Source organism: Kitasatospora sp. NPDC058218, from assembly GCF_042882445.1.
Taxonomy (GTDB): Bacteria; Actinomycetota; Actinomycetes; order Streptomycetales; family Streptomycetaceae; genus Kitasatospora.
The window spans coordinates 36,701-56,769 of record NZ_JBHVWC010000053.1 but is presented as its reverse complement, the minus strand read 5'-3'; the positions used below and the strand labels follow the sequence as shown (position 1 = coordinate 56,769).

Below are 20,069 nucleotides of genomic sequence, written 5' to 3'. Positions count from 1 at the left end.
GGTGCGGGTGGACGGTCAGTGGTGCGGTCCGGGCGGGAACGGCGAGTAGTACCAGACCTGGTTGTACCCCTCGTTGAGGTCCCACTGGATCACCGGCGCGCCGTCGGCGGTACTGGCGCCGGCCACGTCGAGGCGCAGGCCGCTGTGGAGGTTGGTGAGGTGGCGCAGCCCGCTGTGCAGGCGGCTCGCGTCGCTCCAGGCCTGGTTGAGCCCGCCGTTGCAGGTCCACTGGCCGGCCCGGGTGCCCGGGGCGGTGCTGTAGCCGGGGATCTCCAGGCATTTGCCGCTGTGGACGTTGACCAGTTGGTCGGTGTCGGTCCAGACCCATTTCTGGTTGTCGCCGCCGGTGCAGGTCCACTGGCGGACGGGGGCGCCGTCGTCGGTGCGCCAGTCGGCGACCTCCAGGCAGTTGTAGGTGGCGAGGTTCCCGATCGTGAACGGGGCCGAGTCCTCGGCCCGCGCCGGTGCGACGGGCGCGGTGAGCGCCGTCCCGGCGGCGAGGGCGAGGACGGCGGCGGCGGAGCCGAGGCGCCGTCGCACGGCGGAGCGGTCGGTCATGGAGTCCCCCCTGGGTTCGTGTGGGCGGGGCGCCGCGCTGTGTGCCGGGGTGCCCGGGGCGGGGAGGCGGGCTCCCCGTCCCGGGCGGGACCGGCGGCCGGCTCCGGCCCTCAGGTCCGTCCTACAGGACCACGTTCGGGTTGAAGGACCAGCGCTGGTTGTACACGCCGGTCGGGTACCACTGGATCGCCGGGCTGCCGTTGTTGAAGCCACCGCCGCTGATGTCCAGCACGAGGTCGCTGTCGAAGTTGACGATGGCCAAGGTGCCCTGGTTGACGTTGACGGCGCCCCAGCGCTGGTTGGTGCCCTTGTTGCAGGTCCACTGGTCGGCCCGGGTGCCCACGGCGGTGCTGTAGCCGGGGATCTCCAGGCACTTGCCGCTGTGGACGTTGACGGCGTAGCCGTCGGTGAACCGCCACTTCTGGTTGTCGCCGCCGGTGCAGGTCCACTGGCGGACGGCGGCGCCGTCGTCGGTGCTCCAGTCGGCCACCTCCAGGCACTTGTCGCTGGACTGCACCCGGACCTCGACGTCCTGGGCGATGTTGATCGGCTTGTAGAGGAAGGCGGCCGAAGCGGGCGCGGCGCTCAGCAGCGCACCGCCGAGGGTGAGGGCGGCGACGGCGGCGGTGGCGGCGAGGCGTCGCTTCGCGGTGGATCGGACGGTCATTGGTTCCCCCCGTGGCGCGTACGTGGTGGTGGTCGCCGGGATCAGGCCGGCCGGGGCAGGCCCGGAGCGGCCAGGAAGCTCAGCAGACGCTGCCAGGACGTCCTGGCAGCGTCGGAGTGTTCGACAGCGCCCTGTTCGAAAAAGTTGTGCGGAGCCTGAGGAAAAGCCATGAACTCGTGCGGACAGCCGGCCGCGGTCAGGGCGGCGTCGAAGGCGGCGACCGTGGCGGGCGGGATGTGCTCGTCGGCGCCGCCCCAGAAGGCGAGCACGGGCGCGGTCAGGCCGGGGGCGAGCTGGGTGGGGCCGGGGGCGCCGTTCAGGACGTCGGGGTAGCCGTAGTAGCCGACCACCCCGGCCAGGCCGAACCGGGGCGCGGCGGCACGGAACGCCTGGCGGCCGCCGAAGCAGAAGCCGAGCGCGACGATCTCGGCGGCACCGGTCGCGCGCAGCCGGCCGATGGCGGCGATGAGGTCGGCGTCGAGGCCGTCCGGGGTGAGGGCGAGCAGGTGCGGCAGCAGGTTCGGGAGTTCGCCGAATTCCGGCGCGCGCTCCTGCGGGGCGGCCCCGGCGGTGCGGCCGAAATAGTCGAGGGCGAGCGCGGGGTGGCCCTGTTCGGCGAGTCGGACGGCGGTCTCGCGGTAGAAATCGGAAAGGCCCCGGTTGTCCGGCAGGACGAGCACGCCCGGGCCGGTCGGCCGTTCGGGCCGAGCCAGGAAGGCGGCGAACTCCGTACCGTCGCCCGAGGTGAGGGTCAGGGCGACGGACTCGGCCACGGTGCCGGTGGCGGGGGTGAAGGCGGGGGGTGCGGAGTCGGCGTCGTAGCACACGGGGAATTCCTCCACTGGTCGCGGAACTGCCGGGTGCTCGGCGCACCCGGCAGTCGGCGATATTAGCGGGGAATTCGATCGGTAATGGCGATCATATCGCGCCGGAATTACTTTGGTAAGGCTATTTCGATGACGGTGCGATCACATTGTCGGTGGGTCGCCGGTCGGTGGTGGCCGGGTGGTCGGTGCCCGCCGGGCGGTCGGCGGCCGGTTCGGCCCGGCGCAGGGCGCCCGCGCTCAGCAGCAGGGCGAAGGCGAGCGCGGCGACGACGCCGAAGGAGACGGTGAGCGAGGTGGCCTGGGCGAGGGCCCCGATGACGGCCGGCGCCACCAGGCCCGAGGTGTAGGTGACGGTCGCGACGCCCGCGATGGCCTGGCTCGGGTTGGTGCCGATCCGGCCGGCGGCCGCGAAGGCGAGCGGGACGACGACGGCGATCCCGATGCCGATCAGCGCGAACCCCGCGACGGCCAGGGCCGGGCGGTCGGCGAGGACCACCAGCAGGCCGCCCGCGGTGGCGATCGCACCGCTGATCCTGGTCGCCCGGACGGCGCCGAGCCGGCGGATCGCGGCGTCGCCCGCCAGCCGGCTGACCGCCATGGTGAGCGCGAACGCGGTGTACGAGGCGGCCGCCACGGTGGCCGAGGCGCCGGTGACGTCCTTGAGGTAGACACCGCTCCAGTCCATCGAGGCGCCCTCGGCGAACACCGCGCAGAAGCCGACCAGTCCGATCACGAGCGAGCTGCGCGGTGGCAGGGCGAAGCGCGGCGGGGCCTCCTCGTCCTCGGCCGCCCGCAGGTCGGGCAGGCCCCGGCAGATCGGCTGCGCCAGGCCGAGCAGCACCAGCGCGGTGACGGCCAGCTGGAGCCGGGCGTCCAGGTCCTGGTGGGCGGCGAGGATGCCGAAGGCGGAGGCCAGCAGGCCGCCCGCGCTCCACATCCCGTGCAGCCCGGACATGATCGAGCGGCCCAGCCGCTGTTCGATCTCCACGCCCTGGGCGTTCATCGCCACGTCCGCCATGCCCGCCGTCGCGCCGTAGCCGAGCAGGATCAGGCAGAGCAGCGGCAGCGAGGGGGCGAGGGCGGGCAGGGTCAGTGCCAGGCACCAGAGCGAGATCAGCCCGCGCACCGCGGCCCGCCCGCCGTAGCGGTGGACGAACCGGCCGGCGAGCGGCATCGCGAGGGAGGAGCCGATCGCGGGCATCACCAGGGCCAGGCCGAGCTGGCCGGGGGAGAGGTCCAGGCGGTCCTGGATCCAGGGGATGCGGGTGACGAAGCTGCCGCTGACGGCGCCGTGCACGGCGAACACCAGGCTGATGCTCGCCCTGGCCCGGCGCGGCCGCTCCAGGGTGCCGGCGGCCGGCCGGTCGAGGGGTGGTCCTGTGGTCAGGCTGTCGGTCATCCGGTGTTCCCTCCCGGCCGCGCCGTGGCGCGACGGTGCCCTGTGGGTGGTTCCTGTTGATGGATGCCCGCAGGGGCGTGGTTCGTGCGCCGCGGCATCCTTCGATAAATTATCAGGAAGGGACCCTGATAGAAACACTCTGGAAGGATGACGCCCATGACCACCGTGCGTACGGCCACGCCGAGCACCGCCCGGGCGATCAACGACCGGCTGGCGCTCAACCTGCTGCTCGAACAGGGGCCCCTGACCGCGACCGAGCTCCGCGAACTCACCGGACTCTCCCGACCCACCGTCGCCGACCTGCTGGAACGACTGCAGCGGACCGGCCTGGTCGCCGTGGTCGGCGAGCGCGGCGAACAACGGCGCGGCCCCAACGCCAGGCTGTACGCCCTGGTCGCCTCGCGCGCCCACCTCGCCGCCGTCGACGTCCGCTCCGGCGGCGTCAGCCTGGTCGTCGCCGACCTCGCCGGGCACACCCTGGCCACCGCCGAGCTGGCGGTCGAGGGCCGGGGCGACGCCGGTACGGCCGAACGGATCGTCCGCACCCTGCGCGAGACCGCGGCCCGGGCCGGCGTCGAGCGGCTGCACACCGTCGCCGTCGGCGCCCCCGGACTGGTCGCCCCCGCCACCGGCCGGCTCTACAGCACCGGCGCGCTACCCGGCTGGCACGCCGAGCTGCTCACCGCCCTGGAGGCGCTGCCCGGCACCGACGTGATCCTGGAGAACGAGGTCAACCTGGCCGGCCGCGCCGAGTACCGGATCGGCGCCGCCCGCGGCCGGCAGACCTTCGTCCTGATCTGGCTCGGCCACAGCGTCGGCGCCGCCGTCATCCTCGACGGCCGGCTGCGCCGCGGCGCCTCCGGCGGCACCGGCGAGATCTGCTTCCTGCCCGTCCCCGGTACCACCGGCCTGCCCAGCGCCACCGGGTGCGAGGGCGGCTTCCACGGCCTGGTCGGCAGCGCCGCGGTCTGCGAACTCGCCCGCGCCCACGGCCTGCCCGCCGACCCTGCCGACGACGCGGCAGCCGCCGAGGCCGTCGTCCGGGCCGCGCTCGACGCCTGCGGCGACGGTGAGCCGGGCGGGCCGTTCCTCGACGAGCTGGCCGAGCGGATCGCCGTCGGCGCCTCCGCCGTCTGCGTCGTGCTCGACCCGGGCTGCGTCGTCCTCGGCGGCGAGATCGGCCGCGCCGGCGGGGACGAACTCGCCGGCCGGGTCGAGCGCCGCCTCGCCGGGCTCTCCCCGCTGCGCACCGAAGTCCGGGCCGGCACGGCGGGTGGCGGCGCGGTGCTCGCCGGCGCCGTCCTCACCGCCGGCGACGCCGTGCGGCGGGACCTCTTCGGCGAGCCGTAGGGCCCGTCGTCGGGCTCCCGCCCGCGGGAGTTCTCGACGATGGACCCCAGGAGGGCCGGCGGCGCCCCCGGACCTTCCCGGGGCTCCGCTGCGCCCGGCGGGCGGCCGGTACGGCAGGATGGCGGGGACGGCCGGACCAGCGCCGCCGTCGCCCCTCCGGGAGACCGGACGTCATGCCGAACGTGAACCGAACCACCGTCAGGAGTCGCACATGGGCCAGTCCGACGCGCCGGTCAACCCGTACCGGATCGGCGAGGCCGCGGCGATGCTCGGCGTGAGCGCCGACACCATGCGGCGCTGGGTGGACGCCGGCCGGGTCGCCGCCGTGCGGGACGAGCACGGCCACCGGATCATCCCCGGTGCCCGACTGGCCGCCTTCGCCCGGGAACTCGCCCGTCCCGAGAACGCCGAGGCCGAGGGGCGGCCGTCCTCGGCCCGCAACCGCTTCCCCGGCATCGTCACCGACGTGGTGCTCGGCGACGTGGCGGCGCAGGTGGAGATCCAGGCCGGGCCGTTCCGGGTGGTCTCGCTGATCAGCCGGGAGTCGGCGGAGGAGCTCAAGCTGGTGGCCGGCGCGCCCGCGACGGCCGTCATCAAGTCGACCAATGTGATGGTCGAACTGCGTTGACCGCGCACCGGAGCAGACCTCCGGTGCCCCCGCCGTACGGACCGGCAGGGCCGCAACCGCCCCGCCGGGACCTGTAGAGACCGCCGACGAGAGGACCGCCACCCGATGACCCACCCGCCGCTGCCGTCCACCCAGAGCGCCGTGCTCGCGATCGAGGCGATGGCCGCCCGGCACGGCCGCGAGGTGCGCGCCGCCCACGACATCGGCCGCGACCAGACCTTCGCCGGAATGGTCGGCGGCCACGCCACGGGCGACGGGCTCGACGCGATACCCCACGAGGCCCTGCTGGAGATCGGCGGCCGCCCCGGGATCACCGTCCGCCTCTTCGTCCACGACGAGGTGGTGGTCGCCGTCGACAACATCGCCTTCGACGTGCCGCGCGACAGCGTGCCCGCCTTCCTCGACGCGGTCTGGAGCGGACTGGTCCACGTGCGGCAGCGGACCTTCCCGCCCTCCTGCACGCTGATCGTCACCGTGCCCGGTGAGCCCGACTACCGCGAGGCCGTCGCCTACTACCAGCTGTCCCCGTGGCTCGCGGGGCTGATCCGATGAGTGCTCCGATGAATGCCACCGCCGGCTCGAACGCCGTCCGCCGCCCGGTGCTCGCCGTCGCCCACCGCGGAGACCCCTACCGGTACCGGGAGAACACCCTGCCCTCGGTCGAGTCCGCGCTGGCCGCCGGCGCCGACGCGGTGGAGGTCGACGTCCGGCTCACCCGCGACGGCGTGCCCGTCCTGCTGCACGACGAGACCCTCGAACGCCTCTGGGGTGACCCGCGGCCCCTCCGCCGGGTGACCCTCGACCAGCTCGACGAGGTGCGCGACGGTGCCCTCGCCGTGCCCACGCTCGCCGAGGCGGTCAAGGCCGCGGCCGCCACCCCGGCCGCCCGGCTGCTGATCGACCTGGACGACCCGCACCCCGCCGCCGCCACCTGGGCGGCCGTCACCGGTCTCGGTGCCGAGCGCCGTGTCGCCTTCTGCGGCCCCGCCACCGCGATGCTCGCCGTCCGCGCCCTCACCCCGGACGCCGAGATCGCGCTGACCTGGAAGCAGCCGCGGCTGCCCGCCCGCGCCCTGCTGGACGACCTGCGCCCGCGCTTCCTCAACCCGCCGTTCGGCCTGGCCACGCCGGAGTTCACCGCCGCCGCCCACGACGCCGGCCTCGCCGTCTCCACCTGGACCGCCGACCTGCGCCGCACCATGCGCCGGCTGCGCGCCGCCGGGGTGGACTCGATCACCACCAACCGGATCGCCGTGCTGCGCTCGGTACTGGACGGCCGTCGATGACCGAACCTCCCGTCCTGGGTGCCCGCGCGCTCGGCCGCGCCCTGCTGGCCCGTCAGCACCTGCTCGCCCGCAGTGCCATGACCCCGGCCGCGATGGTCCGCCACCTCGGTGGGCTCCAGGCCCAGGCGGTGCCGCAGCCGCCCTACCTCGGGCTGCTCAGCCGGCTGGAGGGCTTCACCGCCGAACCGCTCAGCGAGCTGATCGAGCGGCGCGAGGTGGTGCGGATCGCCCTGCACCGCGGCACCATCCACCTGGTGACGGCGGACGACTGCCTGACGCTGCGCCCGCTCCTCCAGCCGGTGCTCGACCAGGGCCTGCGCACCACCTTCGGCAAGCGGCTGGCCGGGTTGGACCTCACCGTGCTCGCCGACGAGGCCCGGACCCTGCTGGAGGAGCGGCCGCTCACCTTCCAGCGACTCGGCGTGCTGCTCGCCGAGACCCGGCCCGACCGTGATCCGGCCGCGCTGGCCCAGGCCGCGCGCTGCCTGCTGCCGCTCGTCCAGGTGCCGCCGCGCGGTGTCTGGGGCCGGAGCGGGGCCGCGGCGCACACCACCGCCGAGTCCTGGCTGGGCCGCCCGCTGGACCGGGCCGCCTCGCTCGACGGGCTGGCCCTGCGCTACCTCGCCGCCTTCGGCCCGGCGACCGTCGCCGACCTGCAGAAGTGGAGCGGCCTCAGCCGCCTCGGCGCCGTGCTCGGGCGGCTCGCGCCGGAGCTGGTGACCTTCCGCGACGAGCACGGCCGGCTGCTGTACGACCTGCCGCAGGCGCCCCGGCCCGACCCGGCGGTCCCGGCGCCCGTCCGGCTGTTGGCCCCCTTCGACAACCTGCTGCTCTCGCACGCCGACCGTACCCGGGTGCTGCCCGAGGAGTACCGGCCGCGGGTGATGACGCAGAACGGCATCGTGCTCGGCACCCTGCTGGTCGACGGCCTGGTCGCCGGGAGCTGGCAGCTGACCGAGGGCCGGGCCGGCGACCGCGCGGTGGTGCTGCGCCCGTTCGCGGCGCTGGGCCGGGGCGACCGGCAGGAGGCGCGCACGGAGGCGGAGCGGGTGCTGGCGTTCGCCGGCGGGGGCGGGGAGGTCCGCTTCGAGGAGGCCGGGTAGCACCGGCGTTCGGTCGGGGAACGACTGTGCGGGGTGCCGTTCCCGATGGAGTGAGGCTCCGCGATTCCTCCGTGCACGGCCGGGTCGCCGCCGGTTGAATCGGCTCACCCAATGGTCAGCGGCGTCCGCGCGGCGCCGCGTCGCAGAGTGGAGTCGACCGTGGCACCCGTACCCAATGGCGTCTACGCCATCACCAGGCCGTACGAGCAGCTGATCACGCTGCTGGAGCCGAAGGACCTCGCCGTCCTGCTGCCGCCGACCGGGCAGCCGGGCGAGCAGGAGTGGCAGCTGGAGGGGCTCGACGACGGCACCGTCCAGCTTCGCAACCTGCGGCACCAGACGTTTCTGACCTACGACGACGAGCCGAACGTCAACGAGATGATCATGGGGTCCACCGAGCCCCGCAGGTGGGCGCTCTACCAGGCGGCCGAGCCGTTCAGCTTCCACGTGGTCGTCCCGGGCGGCCCGATCGAGGGGGTCGAGCTGGCGCTGGACCTCAGTCTGCTGAGGATCTTCCCGCCACGGCTCGCGCTGCGCCCGCTGGACGTCAACGACCAGCGTCAGGCGTGGAAGTTCGAGTTCCACGAGTAGGAGCGCGCGGCAGGGCGCCCGGGCCGGAGGCGGCCGGCCCGGGCACGCCAGAGGTCCGGCAAAACGGGCAATTGATCAGATCATCTGCTGAGATTGGGCAATTGGACCGGTCGATCCAGGCGGAGGTGGACATGTCGGGGGAGCTTCCGTCCGGCAAGGCTCCCGACGAGCGGCGGCCGGACCACCGCAGGCCGTACCTGATGCTGCCGCCCCCGGTCCGGGCGGCGGCCGCCTGGTCGGCCGCCGTCATCCTCCTGATCACCGTCGCCTCGCTGGTCGTCTTCGCCCTGGTCGAACTGCGCGCGGCGACCGTCCCGGTCATCCTGGCGCTGCTCGGCACCTCGCTGCTCTACCCCGTGATGCCGTGGATGGTCGGCCGAGGGCTCGGCCGCGGTCTGGCTGCCGGGCTGACCTGCGCCCTCCTGGTCGCCGCCGTCGGCGGGGTGATCGCCCTGCTGGTCAACTCGCTGGTGCACAGCGCCCCGCAGATCGCCGAGTCGCTCCAGCAGGCCGGCGACCGGCTCGCCGCCTGGCTCGGACCGGTGGGCGAGAAGATCCGGCACGCGCTGGACAACGCCTCGGGCGAGACCAGCTCGCTGATCTCCACGGTGACCAACGGCGTGCTCTCCGGCCTCGGCCTGGCCACCCAGATCCTCACCGGCGCCGTGCTGGCGCTCGCCCTGGTCTTCTTCTTCCTCCGGGACGGTCACCGCACCCCGGAGGCCCTCCGCTCGCACCTCCCGGCCGGCAGCGCCGAGACGGTCATCGCCTGCGCCGACCGGGCGTTCGAGGCGATGGCCGGGTTCATGCGCGGCACCACCCTGATCGCTCTGATCGACGCCTTCTTCATCACCGTCGGTCTGCTCCTGCTCGACATCCCCGGTGCGCCCGGGCTCGGTGCGCTGGTCTTCATGGGCGCCTACATCCCGTTCGTCGGGGCCTTCCTCTCCGGGACGGTCGCCGTCCTGGTCGCGCTGGCCGACGGGGGCCTGGGGACGGCGCTCTGGGCGCTCGGCATCGTGCTCGCCGTCCAGGCCATCGAGGGGAACATCCTCCAGCCCGTGATCCAGAGCCGCACCGTCGAGCTGCACCCGGCCACCATCATGGTCGCCGTGGTGGCGGGCGCCGGCATCGCCGGCATCCTCGGCGCCCTGCTGGCCGTGCCGATCTGCGCCGCCGGTGTGGGCGTCGTCTCCGTCCTGCGCGGCACCGCCGACCCGGCGCGCCGCGGCCGGCCGGGGCCGGGGCCGGGGCGGGTGGACGCCGAGCGGGTCGGCGAGGAGGGCGTGACCTCGGGTCAGGAGTAGCCGACCGGGCAGCCGCGCCGGAGCGCGTGCTCGGCCGCGCGCAGGTAGAGCGCCGTGTAGTAGGCGGCGTCCAGGTCCTCGCTCCAGGGGCCCGGGGCGGTGGCGGCCTCGGCGGCCGCCGGGCCGTCGAACCAGGCGCCCAGTTCGAGGTTGTCGCAGTGCCGGGGTATCGCGGCGGGCAGGGCGAGCCGGTCGGCGAGGCGCCGGGCCGCGGCGAGGGCGCGGCGCGCGCCGCCGACCGTGGTCGGGTCGTTGTACGCCGAGCCCACCGGCAGGACCACGGAGTCGTCGAGGTCGACCGGCAGCAGCACCTCCCAGCCGAGCAGTGCCTCGTGGGTGTCGTCGGGAAGGGCCCGGCAGAGCCGGTCGAAACCGTCGATCGGGCGGTGGAGCTTCTCCTCGAACCGCGTGCCGGAGTGCGATCGGAACGGCACGGGCTCCGGGCAGACGAACGGCGGCAGGCCGCGCCGGCTCAGCTCCCGGCCGACCGCCTCGGCCACCGGGCCGAGGACCTCCTCGTCGAGCCAGTCGTCGGCGGCCACGCTCACCAGATAGATCCCCATGGGCAGGACGGTAGAGGACGCCACCGACAGTGCCTGGTGGGCGGGCGGTGGAGTGTGCGAGAGTGTTAATGCGATTCAAGTCGCGATAGTGGAGGAGCGGGGATGCGCGGGACGATCGAGCGGTTCCAGGTGTCGGACGGCGGGAGCGGGCCGTACGGCGTCGCGGTGGGGCCGGACGGCGGCGTCTGGTTCACGCTGGTGCACGCCGGGGAGATCGGGCGGCTGGCGGCGGACGGGTCGGTGCGGCGCTTCGGGCCGGCGGTGGCGGAGTCCGGGCCGTCGGTGATCACCGCCGGGCCGGACGGCGCGCTCTGGTACACCCGGATGCGGGACCACCGGATCGGGCGGATCGACACCGACGGGCGGCAGCGGTCGTTCGGGCTGCCGACGGACGCGGCCGGGCCGTTCGGGATCACCGCCGGGCCGGACGGCGCGCTCTGGTTCACCGAGCTGAACGCGGACCGGATCGGACGGATCACCCTGGACGGCCGGGTGACGGAGTATCCGCTGCCGACGCCCGGCGCCTTCCCGTCGATGATCACGGCCGGGGCGGACGGCGCGCTCTGGTTCACCCTCAACCAGGCCGGCGCCGTCGGCCGGATCACCGTCGACGGGGAGATCACGCTCCACCCGCTGCCGACCGAGGGGGCCGCGCCCGTCGGCATCGCCGCCGGCGGCGACGGCGCGCTCTGGTTCGTCGAGATCGGCGCCGGCCAGGTCGGCCGGATCGCGGTGGACGGCCGGGTGACGGAGTACCCGCTGCCGGACCGGGCCGCCCGCCCGCACGCCGTCGCGGCGGCTCCCGACGGGCGGCTCTGGTTCACCGAGTGGGCGGGCAACCGGATCGGCTCCCTCACCCCCGACGGCCGTTACGAGGGGTACGAGCTGCCCGTTCCCTCCGCCGAACCGCACGGCATCGCGGTCGGTCCGGACGGCGCCGTGTACGCGGCCCTGGAGGTCGGGGAGATCGTCCGGCTGACCCCCTGAGGCGAGGGGCTGCCGGGCGTCGTGGTGGCTTCGGGCGGCGTGATCGCGGGCGCGGGGCGACCGCGGGTGGGAGGGTGCGGGGCCGTCCTGCGGTCCGCCGGACGGAGGATCAGCCGGCCGAGGAGGGCTGACGCGCCGCCGCTGCGGCCCGGCGCGGGAGCCTCTCAGCCGACCGGCTTCGAGGACCGGCTCCGGCCCTGGTCGTGGGGTTCGGCGCACAGCTCGGCGGCGAGCTCGCACAGGGCCGCGCGGTCCGGGCGGCCGGTCTTGGCGAGCAGGTTGGCCACGTGCTTCTCCACCGTGCGGGGGGAGATGGAGAGCTGCCGGGCCAGCTGCTGATTGCCCGGGCGGTCGGTGAGCAGGGCGAAGACCTCGTACTCGCGCAGCGTCACACCGCAGGTGCGCAGCCCGGCCGGGATGGCGTCCCGCCCGCCGCGGTGCTGGGCGACGCTGGCGCCCGCCCGGCGCAGCAGGGCCCGGCAGGCGGCGGCGACCGGCTGGATCCCGGCCTCGTGGAAGTACTCCTCGGCGGTGCGCAGCCAGCCCACCGGATCGCCCCAGCCGTCGGCGAGGGCGACTTCGGCGGTGAGCCGCAGCGCCAGGTGGTGGGCGAGCGGGAACGGCGCCGCCGCCGTGCGGGCCCGGTCGACGGCGCGGGCGGCGTCCTGCGGGCGGCTCTCGCGGCCGAGCAGTACGGCGTCGGCGAAGCCCAGGAACTGGCGGTTCCAGGCGAGTTCGGTGGCCGGTGCGGCCGTGGCCCGGGTGAGGTCGGGGCGTTGCCAGGTGCCCTCGGTCACCTCCAGCAGCGGGTGCAGCCCGTGCCGGCCGGCCAGGTAGAAGACGTTGGGGTGCTCCTGCTCCCAGGCGAGGCCGGCGGCCAGTTCGGCGCGGGCCCCCGCGCGGTCCTCGGTGAGCAGCGCGCCGATCGCGCGGCAGAGGCCGTGGCGCAGGGGCATCAGGAAGGACTCCTCGCCGCCGGCCTGGCGGAACCGGACCAGTTCGCGCTCCATCTCGCGGCCCCGGCCGCGGTGGGCGGCGAGGGTCGCGGAGCCGAGCAGCAGGTAGCGGTGGGCGGGGACGTTGTTCAGCCGGGCGGTGGCGTCCAGGCAGCGGTCGACGATCTCGCGGGCGGTCCGCCACTCGCCGCGCAGCACGGCGTTCATGGCGAGCAGGCCGTCCAGGGTCTGGGTGAGCACGATCGCGCCGAGGCCGGCGGCGGCCTCCCGGGCGCGTTCGAGGCGGGCGCCGTCGCCGGTACGCATGAAGGCGTTGGCGCCCAGCCGGAGCAGCGCCTCCACCCGCCAGACGGGCAGGGCGTGGGCCTCGGCCACCGCGAGCATGCGTTCCAGACAGGCGTCGGCGGCGTCGAAGCCGCGTTCGCGGGCCAGCAGGGCGAGCAACTGCCAGGCCTGGCAGGCGACCACCGGCAGCCCGGAGCGTTCGGCCACCTCGGCGGCCCGGCGGGCGAGGACTTCGGTGTGGGCGAGGCGCGCCCGCCCCGGGTGCTCGTCGCCGGTGCGGTCGCGGTCGCTGCCGTGGTCGCTGCCGGGTCCGTGGTCGCGGGTCCCGTCGGGCGCGGGCGCGGGGCCCGGCACGTGGTCGGGCAGGAGCGTCAGGTGGCCCTCGACGACGACCAGTGCGGCGTCCTGTTCGGGGCGCGGGTGCGCGCCGGAGAGGGCGCGGGCGGCGGCGACCTGGGCGGCGGCCTCGGTGGTGCGCTCGGCCATCGCGGCCGCCCAGGCCAGGCGGGTGTGCAGGTCGACGCGGCGGTCGACGGCCGGGGTGCGGGTGGTCGGGCCGCGGGCGGCCGTGGGCTCCGGCCGGACCGGTGGCAGGGTGCGGACCAGCTCGAACGCGCGGTCCAGCTGGCCGGCCTCGGCCAGGGCCGGCAGCAACTGTTCGGTGACGGCGGCCCGTTCGGCGTCCCCGGCGAGTTCGTGCGCCCGCTCCAGCAGCACCACCGCCGACCCGGCGGCACCGGCCTCCAGGACGCGTCGCCCGGCCTCGGCGAAGTGCCCGGCGGCGCCCGTCCGGTCCCCGCCGGCCAGTAGCAGGGAGGCGACCAACTGGCGTCGTTCGTCGGCGAGGTCCGGGTCCGCTCGGAGGATCGCCCGGGCCGCCCGGCGGGCCACCGCGGCGCGTTCGGCGGGCGCCAGGGCGGCGGTGACGGCGTCGGCGGTGAGGGCGTGGCGGAAGGCGTAGCGGTCCGGAGCGGCGCCGTCGGGCACGATGACATTGGCCTCGGAGGCCGACCGCAGATGGCTGAAGAGGGTCCGGTCGTCGTATCCGGTGATCAGCTGGACGGTGGCGACCGAGAACCGGCTGCCCAGGGTGGCGGCGGTGAGCAGGAGGTCGCGCACGGGCGGGTCCAGCTGGTCGATCCGCCGGCCCCAGCTGCGGACGATGGTGCCGGGCACGCCGGTGCGGAGGCCGCCGGCCACCTCCCAGCGGCCGCCGGCGCGGTGCAGCGTGCCGCCGGCCAGCATGTCCGCGAGCAACTCCTCGATCAGGTAGGGGCAGCCGTCGCCGCGTTCGGCCAGCGTCTCCAGGACGGCCGCCGGCACGTCGGCGGCCTCGCTCTCCAGGACGGCGGCGGCCATCGCCCGGATGTCGGCCGGCGGCAGCGGGCGCAGTTCGGTGACGCCGGCGGCGCGCCGGCGCTCGGCGGCCCGGACCAGGTCCAGCGCCGGGCCCGGTTCCGCCCGCAGGGTGCCGACGAGGAGGACGGGCAGACCGGCCAGGTTGTCGACCAGGTACTCCAGCACGGCGACCGTCTCCGCGTCGGTGTCGTGCAGGTCCTCCAGCAGCAGGACGCAGCCCTGGTCCCGGCCGAGGACGGCGAGCAGCCGCAGCAGCGCTTCGGCGAGCTCGACCACCGTCTCGGGGTAGGCGCCGGCCCCGGCCGCCGAGGCCGCCGCCCCGCGCCACTCGGGCACCAGTCGGGCGAGGGCGGGCCGGTACGGGTCGAGTTCGGGGTCGGTGGGCGGGCCGGCAGCCCGGAAGCGGGAGGAGAGCGCCTCGATCAGCGGCCGGAACGGGGTGACCGTCCCGGTGGAGCTGCCGCGGCCGCGCAGTACCGGCAGCCCGAGCCCGTACGCCTGGTAGGCGCACTCGCCGGCCAGTCGGGACTTGCCGATCCCGGCCTCGCCGAGCAGGAAGACCGCCTGTCCGGACCGCTGCCGGGCGGCGGCGAGCGCGCTGCCGAGCAGGCTGAGCTCGGCTGCCCGGCCGACGGTGATCGACGAAGTGGTCCGCATGGCCGCAGGCTACTTGACGACCTGTCCGATCTGTAGAGTGGTGAATCGGCCACGAAGCGAACACGGGTCCGGCACGAGGTGGTTACCGTACGACCACATCGGCGGGACGCCCGTCCGGTCCGCCACCGGGGCGCTGCCCGGTCCCCGGTGGCGGTCGCCGGGCCGGCCGCGGCCTCACGGGCGCGCGTCGTCCGGCGTCGGTGTCGTCCGGCGTCGGTGTCGTCCGGCGTCGGTGTCGTCCGGTGTCGTGGAGTGGTGCCCGACGCCCCGGTGCGGTCAGATCGGGACGGTCATGGTGGGGAACTCGAAGGCCGCTGCCGCGGTGCCGCCGGCGGCGGACAGCAGCTGCGAACGCAGGCCCAGCCCACCGCCGGCCCGCAGCCGGATGTCCCCCGCGGGGTGGTCCACCGCCTCGTCGGGCCGGGCGTCCGGCTGCTTCCAGGTCAGTGCCAGATCGGTGTCGTTCATGCGGTGCGGTACTCCCGTTCGTCGTTGAAAGCGAGTCATGGCGTGGGTGGAGCCGGGCGAGCGGTGCTCGCCCGCCGCGCCGCTGCGGTCCTCGTGGACGGTGAACGGCGGTGCGGTCAGGGGGCCGGCCGATCGGCCGGGGGGCGGGGGCGGAGCAGCAGGGCCGGCGGCACCCGCTCGGGGAAGCCCAGCCGGAGCAGCCCGTGGCCGATCCCGGCCAGGCCGGTGAGCAGACCCGGGTGCGGCACGGACCCGGGGGTGCCGCAGCGCGGACCGTCCTGGTCCACGCCGGCCAGCAGCGCGCCCGCCCGGCGCACCCAGGGCGTCCGCCCGGCCGCCGGGCCGCTGCGGCCGAGCAGCTCCAGCACGCCCGACTCGCCGTGGCACAGGCTCTGGTCGGCCGGCGGGGCGGCGCGCGCGGTGTTGCGGACGGCCCGCTGGGCCCACTCGGTGAGCCGGCGGTCCGCGCGGGTGAGCGGGCTGTCCACCACCGCGAGGGCGATACCGGGCCGACCCCGGCACCAGGAGGACTCCCGGGCGCGGGCGGTCGTGGCGGCGTGCAGGACGGCGAGGCCCGCCCGGTGGTGCGGGCCGTCGACGGGCTCCCCGACGGCCTCCGCGTACCGCAGCAGCGCCCAGCCGGTGCCCGCGGAGCCGTGGGCGAAGCCGGTGCCGGCGGGCACCGGCGCGGCGGCGAGCAGGTCGGCGCAGTCCGCCGCGGCGGCCAGCGCCTCGGGCCGGCCGGTGGCGGTGTGCACGGCGAGCAGTGCCACCAGCCCGCCGGCGGTGCCGCTGTGCACGCCGGTGTCCGTCTCGCGGGCGGCGGCGGCCGCGGTGAGCGCGACGGCCGGGCCGGTCCACTGCCGGATCAGCGGGTCGTCCAGGGTGCGGCCGATCTCGGTGAGCGCGTAGGCGATCCCGCCGAGCCCGGCGAAGGCGCCCGAGCCGACGGCGGCCGGCCGGTCGGGGTGCGCGCCGAGGGTGTCGAGCAGGCCGGGAACGGGCGCGAGTGCCCGGCGGGCCACCTCGGCGTAGCGGTCGGAGCCGGTGAGGGCGGCCAGCTGGGCGAGGAACAGCGCGGTGCCGGTGTACCCGCCCGCCAGGTCGGCGCCGAGCGGCCGGACCCGCCAGTAGCGGTCGGCGAGCAGCTCCAGGCCGAGCCAGTTGGTGCGCGAGCGCCCCTGGTACGCGGCCGCGACCAGCTGGTCGCCCACCCCCCGGGCGGTGGCCAGGAGTTGCTCGGGTTCGGGCGCGGTGGCCCAGACGTTCTCCGGCGCGGGCCGGCCGGGGCGGTGCGCGGGAGTCGCGGCGGTGCCCGCCATCGCCGCCCGGACGATCCACTCCTGGTCCTTGCGGTCGACCTCGCCGAGGGCCGCCAGCTTGGCCTCGACGCGGGCCAGGCCGGTCTCGGCGAGCTCGCCGGGGAGCCGGCGGCCGGAGGAGGTCCACAGGTCGCGGCTGCCGGGGCGGGTGGTGAAGAGCGGGACGTCGCCGCGGCGGAGGTCGGCGAGTTCGTGGTCGGCCAGTTCCGGGCGCCCGGGGTCGGCGACGGCGTCGGTGCGCAGCAGCTCCAGGACGGCGCCCCGGGCGGCGGCGTCGCGCAGCACGTCCGGGTGGGTCGACTCGTCCAGCAGCCGCGCGTACACCCGGGTGGCACGCGGCACCACCCGGACCTCGGCCTCGGCGAAGGATCGCAACAACCCTCGGGGGCTGATGAGTTGGTCGCGCCCGGCGGTGATGGCGGTGTAGCCGGCGCGGAAGCCGGCCACCAGCGCCTCGGTGTACTCGGCCGGGTCGGCGGGCGCGCCGTTCAGCCAGGGCCGGTTGCCGGCCTCGGCGAGCGGTCGGGTGCGCCGCACCAGCCGCATCTCGTCGGTGCCGGCGTTCGCCCAGTCCACCCCCTCGACCGGGGAGGTGGCCCGCCGGCCACCGCCGCCGATGCCGGAGACGTCCACGGCGCCGTCGTCGCCGAGCAGCCACTGCGGCAGCAGGCCGACCCGGTGGACCGACTCCTCCAGCGCCCGGGCTGCCGGGTCCTGCGCCGGGCAGGCCCGGGCCGGCGGGTGGAACAGCGTCTCGACGTCCACCAGCACGGGCTGGTCCCCGGCGGCGACGAGGTTCTCGTAGTGCAGGTCGGTGCCGTCCAGGGCGTGCAGGAGCGCCAGCAGCGCGCCCTGGCGCCGGTAGAACCGCTCGACCTCGTAGCCGGTCAGGCAGGGTCGGGCCTCGACGAACTCCGTCCAGCCGTGGCCACCCCGGTCCAGCAGGCCGAGCGCGCGCAGCCGGGGCACGCCGGGCTGTGCGTCGAGCCAGTCCAGCAGGGTGTTGAAGTGCCGGTGGGCGGCGGGCGGGCGGGGGCGGTGGACGACGGCGGCGCCGCTCGCGAAGTGCAGCACCGCGACGGCGCGGCCGCGCCGGTGGCGGTCGCCGGCCTCGGACTCGACGGCCAGCAGCGGCCCGGGGTCGGCGCCGCGCAGCAGGCCGGCGACCAGCAGCGGCCGGTCGGCGGCGAAGCGGCCGAGCAGTTCGGCGTGCGCGTCGGCGGCGTCCAGGCAGGCCTGGGCGAGCAGCCGGGCCAGGACGGGGTACTCGCGCAGCAGCGCCGCGAGGCCGTCGCGGCGGGCGGTGAGGGCGAGGAAGGAGCGGAACCGTTCCTGCGGGGTGACGCCGGCGAGCCGCCCGCCGGCCCGCGCGGTGTGCAGCTCCAGCACCAGGGTGCGGGCGGCGATCCGGCCGAGGCGCTCGGTGAGGCGGGCGGTGAAGCCGGCCCGCAGGGCGAGGACGTCCAGGTGGCCGGACCGGCCGGACCGGTGGGTGGCCGGGTCGAGGGCGGCCTGCATCCGGACGAGGGCGCGTTCGGCGAACGGTGCGAGGACCAGGGCGAAACCGGTCAGACCCGGGTAGGCGGCGCGCGGCACGATCGGCCGGGCGGGTGCGGCGGCGACGGTGGCCTCCGTGAAGGCGGCCCAGTCGGGCCGGCCGGCCGGTCGGGGCAGGCCGGGGGTCAGTGCCCGTTCCCACCACACGGGCCGGTCCGCCCGGGCCCGCACGGTCCGGGCCGGCCGGGTGCCGGGTGCCGGTGCCGGCGCGACCGTGCGGACCCGGACCGGAGCGTCGCCGGGCATCGGAGGGTGCGGCGTCGTGGCGGCTTTGGCGGACGCCGGTGCGACCGGGCCCTGAACCGGTGCGCCGCCCCCGTCGGGGTGCGCTCTGCGCACGGCGTCCACCTCTGCCACCACCGCACCTCCGATGCCGCGAGAGGGCCGCGGCGCCGTCGAAGCCGCCGCCCTCGGTGCTGATCATTGCCCTGCCGTGGCCACCGGGGCATGGGGGGCGGGCCCCCATCTTTGTGGCGTTCCGCCCGCATGATCCGGGGCGTGGCCGGGCGGCCGCCGGGTGGGGCGGGGCCCGGTTCGGTGCCTGGGGTCCGGGGTCGCCCGTCGTGCCGGGCGGGTGCGGGCCGCGCCGGGCGGGTGCGCGGCCCGGGTGCGCGGCCGGGCCGGGTGGCGGGCGCCGACGGGTCGTTCGGCCCTTGCCGGTGCCGCGCGGCAGCGGGATCGTGAGCGCCGCACGGGTGTGCGGGGCGCACCGGTGGGAAGACGTGACGGGACGGCGAACGGCGTGACTGGACAGGAGAGGCCTGAGGTGGGCGAGTTGGTCGCGATACAGGTGGACGAGGGGCTGTCGCGAGGCGTCGCGATCGACGCCAGAGCCCGGATCGCCGCAGTGGTGAGCGGGGCGGACGCCCTGGTCGAGACGGTCCGGGTGCGGATCCGGCCGGTCGGCGCGGTGACCGTGCTGGCGCAGGTCAACGCCGAGGTGGACGGCCGGCGGATCCGCGTCCAGGAGGCCGCCACCGACCGGGCCGCGGTCCTGGACCGGCTGGCCGACGGGCTGCGCGCCCGGATCGCGGCCGTCACCACCGGCTGGACGCCGCTGCCGTGGCCGCGCCGGGCGGGCGGGCGTGGCCTGCTCTCCGCGGTTCCCGCGCAGGGCGGGGCGTCGCGCGCCGGCCGGCCGCCGGCCTCCGCCGGGGCCTCGCCGTTCGGCGCGCACCCGTGCACCGGCCTCCCGCGCGCCGGCGTCCTGCGGACCGCGCTCCCGTCCTCGGCCGGGCCGCGCCACATCGTGCGGCGCAAGGAGGCCCACCTGGTCTGGTGCTCGCCCGACGCGGCGGCCCGGACCATGGACGCGATGGACTTCGACATCCACCTGTTCACCGACCCGGCCACCGAGACCGACGCCGTCGTCTACCGGATCGGCCCCACCGGCTACCGGCTCGCGCGCACCGCCGCCGCCGGGCCGCCCACCCGCCCGGTCGTCCCGTTCACCCTCAGCCCCTTCGGCGCACCCGAGCTGACGGAGGCCCGGGCCGTCGACCGGCTCTGCGCCGCCGACCTGCCGTTCCTGTTCTTCACCCAGCCCGGGACGCGCCGCGGCCGGGTGCTCTACCGCCGCTTCGACGGCCTGATCGGCCTGATCGCGGCCACGCCGTGAGCGACGAGGCCGTCCGCCACCGGCTGCGGACGCTGCGCCGCCTCGCCGGGCAGCCGCCCGGCCGTCGTCGGCCGCCAGCGGCCGGGGCGCCGCCGCGCCGGCTGGTGCCGATCGAACGGGCCGAGGCGCTGCGGCTGTTGGGCAGCGCGCCGTTCGGGCGGATCGTGTTCACCGTGCGGGCGCTGCCGGCCGTCCGCCCGGTCAACCACCTGCTCGTCGACGACACCGTGGTGATCCGTACCCATGACGCGGACGCGCTGGGTGCGGCCACGCTCGGGGCCGGCGGGGCCGGCGTCGTGGTCGCCTACGAGGCCGACGCCATCGATCCGCAGACCCGGCTCGGGTGGAGTGTGGTCGTCACCGGCTACGCCCGCCCGGTCACCGACCCCGTCCGACTGGCCCGCTACCGGGCGCTGTTGACGCCCTGGGTGGACGCCGCCACCGACCACACCGTGGCCATCCAGCCGGACCTGGTGACGGGTTACCGCCTGACCGCGGGCGGGGCCGGGATCGGGGCCGAGGCCGGGGCCGCCGGCTCGTAGCGCCGGTCCGCTTCGATGGGCCGTCCGGATGCGACGATC

The 20,069-nt window shown here is 76.2% G+C and carries 18 protein-coding genes; 10 read left to right on the top strand and 8 right to left on the bottom strand.

Annotated features, from left to right (window positions below; translation table 11 throughout):
• Positions 1-15: 15 nt before the first annotated feature.
• From ACFVYI_RS29695 to ACFVYI_RS29680, 4 genes are all read right to left on the bottom strand, one after another.
• The gene (locus ACFVYI_RS29695; RefSeq protein WP_387891320.1) at positions 16-558 is read right to left on the bottom strand and encodes an RICIN domain-containing protein; all 543 of its coding nucleotides are present in this window, start codon (positions 556-558) and stop codon (positions 16-18) included.
• 121 nt (positions 559-679) lie between these two features.
• Positions 680-1,225 (bottom strand): RICIN domain-containing protein, encoded by a 546-nt coding sequence (locus ACFVYI_RS29690; protein ID WP_387891318.1) that lies wholly within the window; start codon positions 1,223-1,225, stop codon positions 680-682.
• A 41-nt stretch (positions 1,226-1,266) separates the two neighbouring features.
• Positions 1,267-2,052: a dienelactone hydrolase family protein gene (locus ACFVYI_RS29685; RefSeq protein ID WP_387891317.1), complete on the bottom strand. Its 786-nt coding sequence runs from the start codon at positions 2,050-2,052 to the stop codon at positions 1,267-1,269.
• Positions 2,053-2,173: 121 nt separating this feature from the next.
• On the bottom strand, positions 2,174-3,451 hold the full coding sequence (locus tag ACFVYI_RS29680) for an MFS transporter (protein ID WP_387891315.1): 1,278 nt from the start codon (positions 3,449-3,451) through the stop codon (positions 2,174-2,176).
• Between the two features lie 156 nt (positions 3,452-3,607).
• On the opposite strand from ACFVYI_RS29680, the gene ACFVYI_RS29675 reads away from it, so the two are divergent.
• The 7 genes from ACFVYI_RS29675 to ACFVYI_RS29645 all read left to right on the top strand — a co-directional run bounded on the left by ACFVYI_RS29675 (position 3,608) and on the right by ACFVYI_RS29645 (position 9,716).
• Positions 3,608-4,801 carry an ROK family transcriptional regulator gene (locus ACFVYI_RS29675; protein WP_387891313.1) on the top strand — a complete coding sequence of 398 codons (1,194 nt, stop codon included), beginning with the start codon at positions 3,608-3,610 and terminating at the stop codon, positions 4,799-4,801.
• A gap of 211 nt (positions 4,802-5,012) precedes the next feature.
• The gene (locus ACFVYI_RS29670) at positions 5,013-5,429 is read left to right on the top strand and encodes a molybdopterin-binding protein (protein WP_387891311.1); all 417 of its coding nucleotides are present in this window, start codon (positions 5,013-5,015) and stop codon (positions 5,427-5,429) included.
• 105 nt (positions 5,430-5,534) lie between these two features.
• Positions 5,535-5,981 carry a hypothetical protein gene (locus ACFVYI_RS29665; protein ID WP_387891309.1) on the top strand — a complete coding sequence of 149 codons (447 nt, stop codon included), beginning with the start codon at positions 5,535-5,537 and terminating at the stop codon, positions 5,979-5,981.
• Between the two features lie 8 nt (positions 5,982-5,989).
• Positions 5,990-6,715: a glycerophosphodiester phosphodiesterase gene (locus ACFVYI_RS29660; RefSeq protein WP_387891307.1), complete on the top strand. Its 726-nt coding sequence runs from the start codon at positions 5,990-5,992 to the stop codon at positions 6,713-6,715.
• On the top strand, positions 6,712-7,818 hold the full coding sequence (locus tag ACFVYI_RS29655; protein ID WP_387891304.1) for a winged helix DNA-binding domain-containing protein: 1,107 nt from the start codon (positions 6,712-6,714) through the stop codon (positions 7,816-7,818). Before ACFVYI_RS29660 ends, ACFVYI_RS29655 begins: the two co-directional genes overlap by 4 nt.
• Positions 7,819-7,977: 159 nt before the next feature.
• Positions 7,978-8,409: a hypothetical protein gene (locus ACFVYI_RS29650; protein ID WP_387891301.1), complete on the top strand. Its 432-nt coding sequence runs from the start codon at positions 7,978-7,980 to the stop codon at positions 8,407-8,409.
• 131 nt (positions 8,410-8,540) lie between these two features.
• Entirely contained in the window at positions 8,541-9,716 is a 1,176-nt protein-coding gene (locus ACFVYI_RS29645) for an AI-2E family transporter (RefSeq protein ID WP_387891298.1), read from the top strand.
• Here the strand turns inward: ACFVYI_RS29645 and ACFVYI_RS29640 are convergent.
• Positions 9,707-10,279, bottom strand: a complete 573-nt coding sequence (locus ACFVYI_RS29640) for a hypothetical protein (RefSeq protein ID WP_387891292.1) — start codon at positions 10,277-10,279, stop codon at positions 9,707-9,709. The genes ACFVYI_RS29645 and ACFVYI_RS29640 overlap by 10 nt on opposite strands.
• Before the next feature lie 102 nt (positions 10,280-10,381).
• Between ACFVYI_RS29640 and ACFVYI_RS29635 the strand changes: the two genes are divergently transcribed.
• Positions 10,382-11,266, top strand: a complete 885-nt coding sequence (locus tag ACFVYI_RS29635; RefSeq protein ID WP_387891289.1) for a virginiamycin B lyase — start codon at positions 10,382-10,384, stop codon at positions 11,264-11,266.
• Positions 11,267-11,430: 164 nt separating this feature from the next.
• Here ACFVYI_RS29635 and ACFVYI_RS29630 read toward each other — a convergent pair whose 3' ends face one another.
• The 3 genes from ACFVYI_RS29630 to ACFVYI_RS29620 form a co-directional block, all read right to left on the bottom strand.
• A complete protein-coding gene (locus tag ACFVYI_RS29630) occupies positions 11,431-14,523 on the bottom strand; it encodes an AAA family ATPase (protein ID WP_387891287.1) in 3,093 nt (1,030 codons plus the stop codon).
• A gap of 276 nt (positions 14,524-14,799) precedes the next feature.
• On the bottom strand, positions 14,800-14,991 hold the full coding sequence (locus ACFVYI_RS29625; protein WP_387891284.1) for a hypothetical protein: 192 nt from the start codon (positions 14,989-14,991) through the stop codon (positions 14,800-14,802).
• Positions 14,992-15,107: 116 nt separating this feature from the next.
• On the bottom strand, positions 15,108-18,017 hold the full coding sequence (locus ACFVYI_RS29620; RefSeq protein ID WP_387891281.1) for a type 2 lanthipeptide synthetase LanM family protein: 2,910 nt from the start codon (positions 18,015-18,017) through the stop codon (positions 15,108-15,110).
• A gap of 628 nt (positions 18,018-18,645) precedes the next feature.
• Between ACFVYI_RS29620 and ACFVYI_RS29615 the strand changes: the two genes are divergently transcribed.
• Entirely contained in the window at positions 18,646-19,488 is an 843-nt protein-coding gene (locus ACFVYI_RS29615) for a sigma 54 modulation/S30EA ribosomal C-terminal domain-containing protein (RefSeq protein WP_387891279.1), read from the top strand.
• On the top strand, positions 19,485-20,030 hold the full coding sequence (locus tag ACFVYI_RS29610) for a pyridoxamine 5'-phosphate oxidase family protein (protein WP_387891277.1): 546 nt from the start codon (positions 19,485-19,487) through the stop codon (positions 20,028-20,030). Before ACFVYI_RS29615 ends, ACFVYI_RS29610 begins: the two co-directional genes overlap by 4 nt.
• Positions 20,031-20,069 lie beyond the last annotated feature (39 nt).

Excerpts from the sequence above, each read along its gene's own strand:
- ACFVYI_RS29695 (WP_387891320.1), bottom strand. The coding sequence starts at position 558 with ATGACCGACCGCTCCGCCGTGCGACGGCGCCTCGGCTCCGCCGCCGCC.
- ACFVYI_RS29690 (WP_387891318.1), bottom strand. The coding sequence starts at position 1,225 with ATGACCGTCCGATCCACCGCGAAGCGACGCCTCGCCGCCACCGCCGCC.
- ACFVYI_RS29680 (WP_387891315.1), bottom strand. The coding sequence starts at position 3,451 with ATGACCGACAGCCTGACCACAGGACCACCCCTCGACCGGCCGGCCGCC.
- ACFVYI_RS29675 (WP_387891313.1), top strand. The coding sequence starts at position 3,608 with ATGACCACCGTGCGTACGGCCACGCCGAGCACCGCCCGGGCGATCAAC.
- ACFVYI_RS29670 (WP_387891311.1), top strand. The coding sequence starts at position 5,013 with ATGGGCCAGTCCGACGCGCCGGTCAACCCGTACCGGATCGGCGAGGCC.
- ACFVYI_RS29665 (WP_387891309.1), top strand. The coding sequence starts at position 5,535 with ATGACCCACCCGCCGCTGCCGTCCACCCAGAGCGCCGTGCTCGCGATC.
- ACFVYI_RS29660 (WP_387891307.1), top strand. The coding sequence starts at position 5,990 with ATGAATGCCACCGCCGGCTCGAACGCCGTCCGCCGCCCGGTGCTCGCC.
- ACFVYI_RS29655 (WP_387891304.1), top strand. The coding sequence starts at position 6,712 with ATGACCGAACCTCCCGTCCTGGGTGCCCGCGCGCTCGGCCGCGCCCTG.
- ACFVYI_RS29645 (WP_387891298.1), top strand. The coding sequence starts at position 8,541 with ATGTCGGGGGAGCTTCCGTCCGGCAAGGCTCCCGACGAGCGGCGGCCG.
- ACFVYI_RS29640 (WP_387891292.1), bottom strand. The coding sequence starts at position 10,279 with ATGGGGATCTATCTGGTGAGCGTGGCCGCCGACGACTGGCTCGACGAG.
- ACFVYI_RS29635 (WP_387891289.1), top strand. The coding sequence starts at position 10,382 with ATGCGCGGGACGATCGAGCGGTTCCAGGTGTCGGACGGCGGGAGCGGG.
- ACFVYI_RS29630 (WP_387891287.1), bottom strand. The coding sequence starts at position 14,523 with ATGCGGACCACTTCGTCGATCACCGTCGGCCGGGCAGCCGAGCTCAGC.
- ACFVYI_RS29625 (WP_387891284.1), bottom strand. The coding sequence starts at position 14,991 with ATGAACGACACCGATCTGGCACTGACCTGGAAGCAGCCGGACGCCCGG.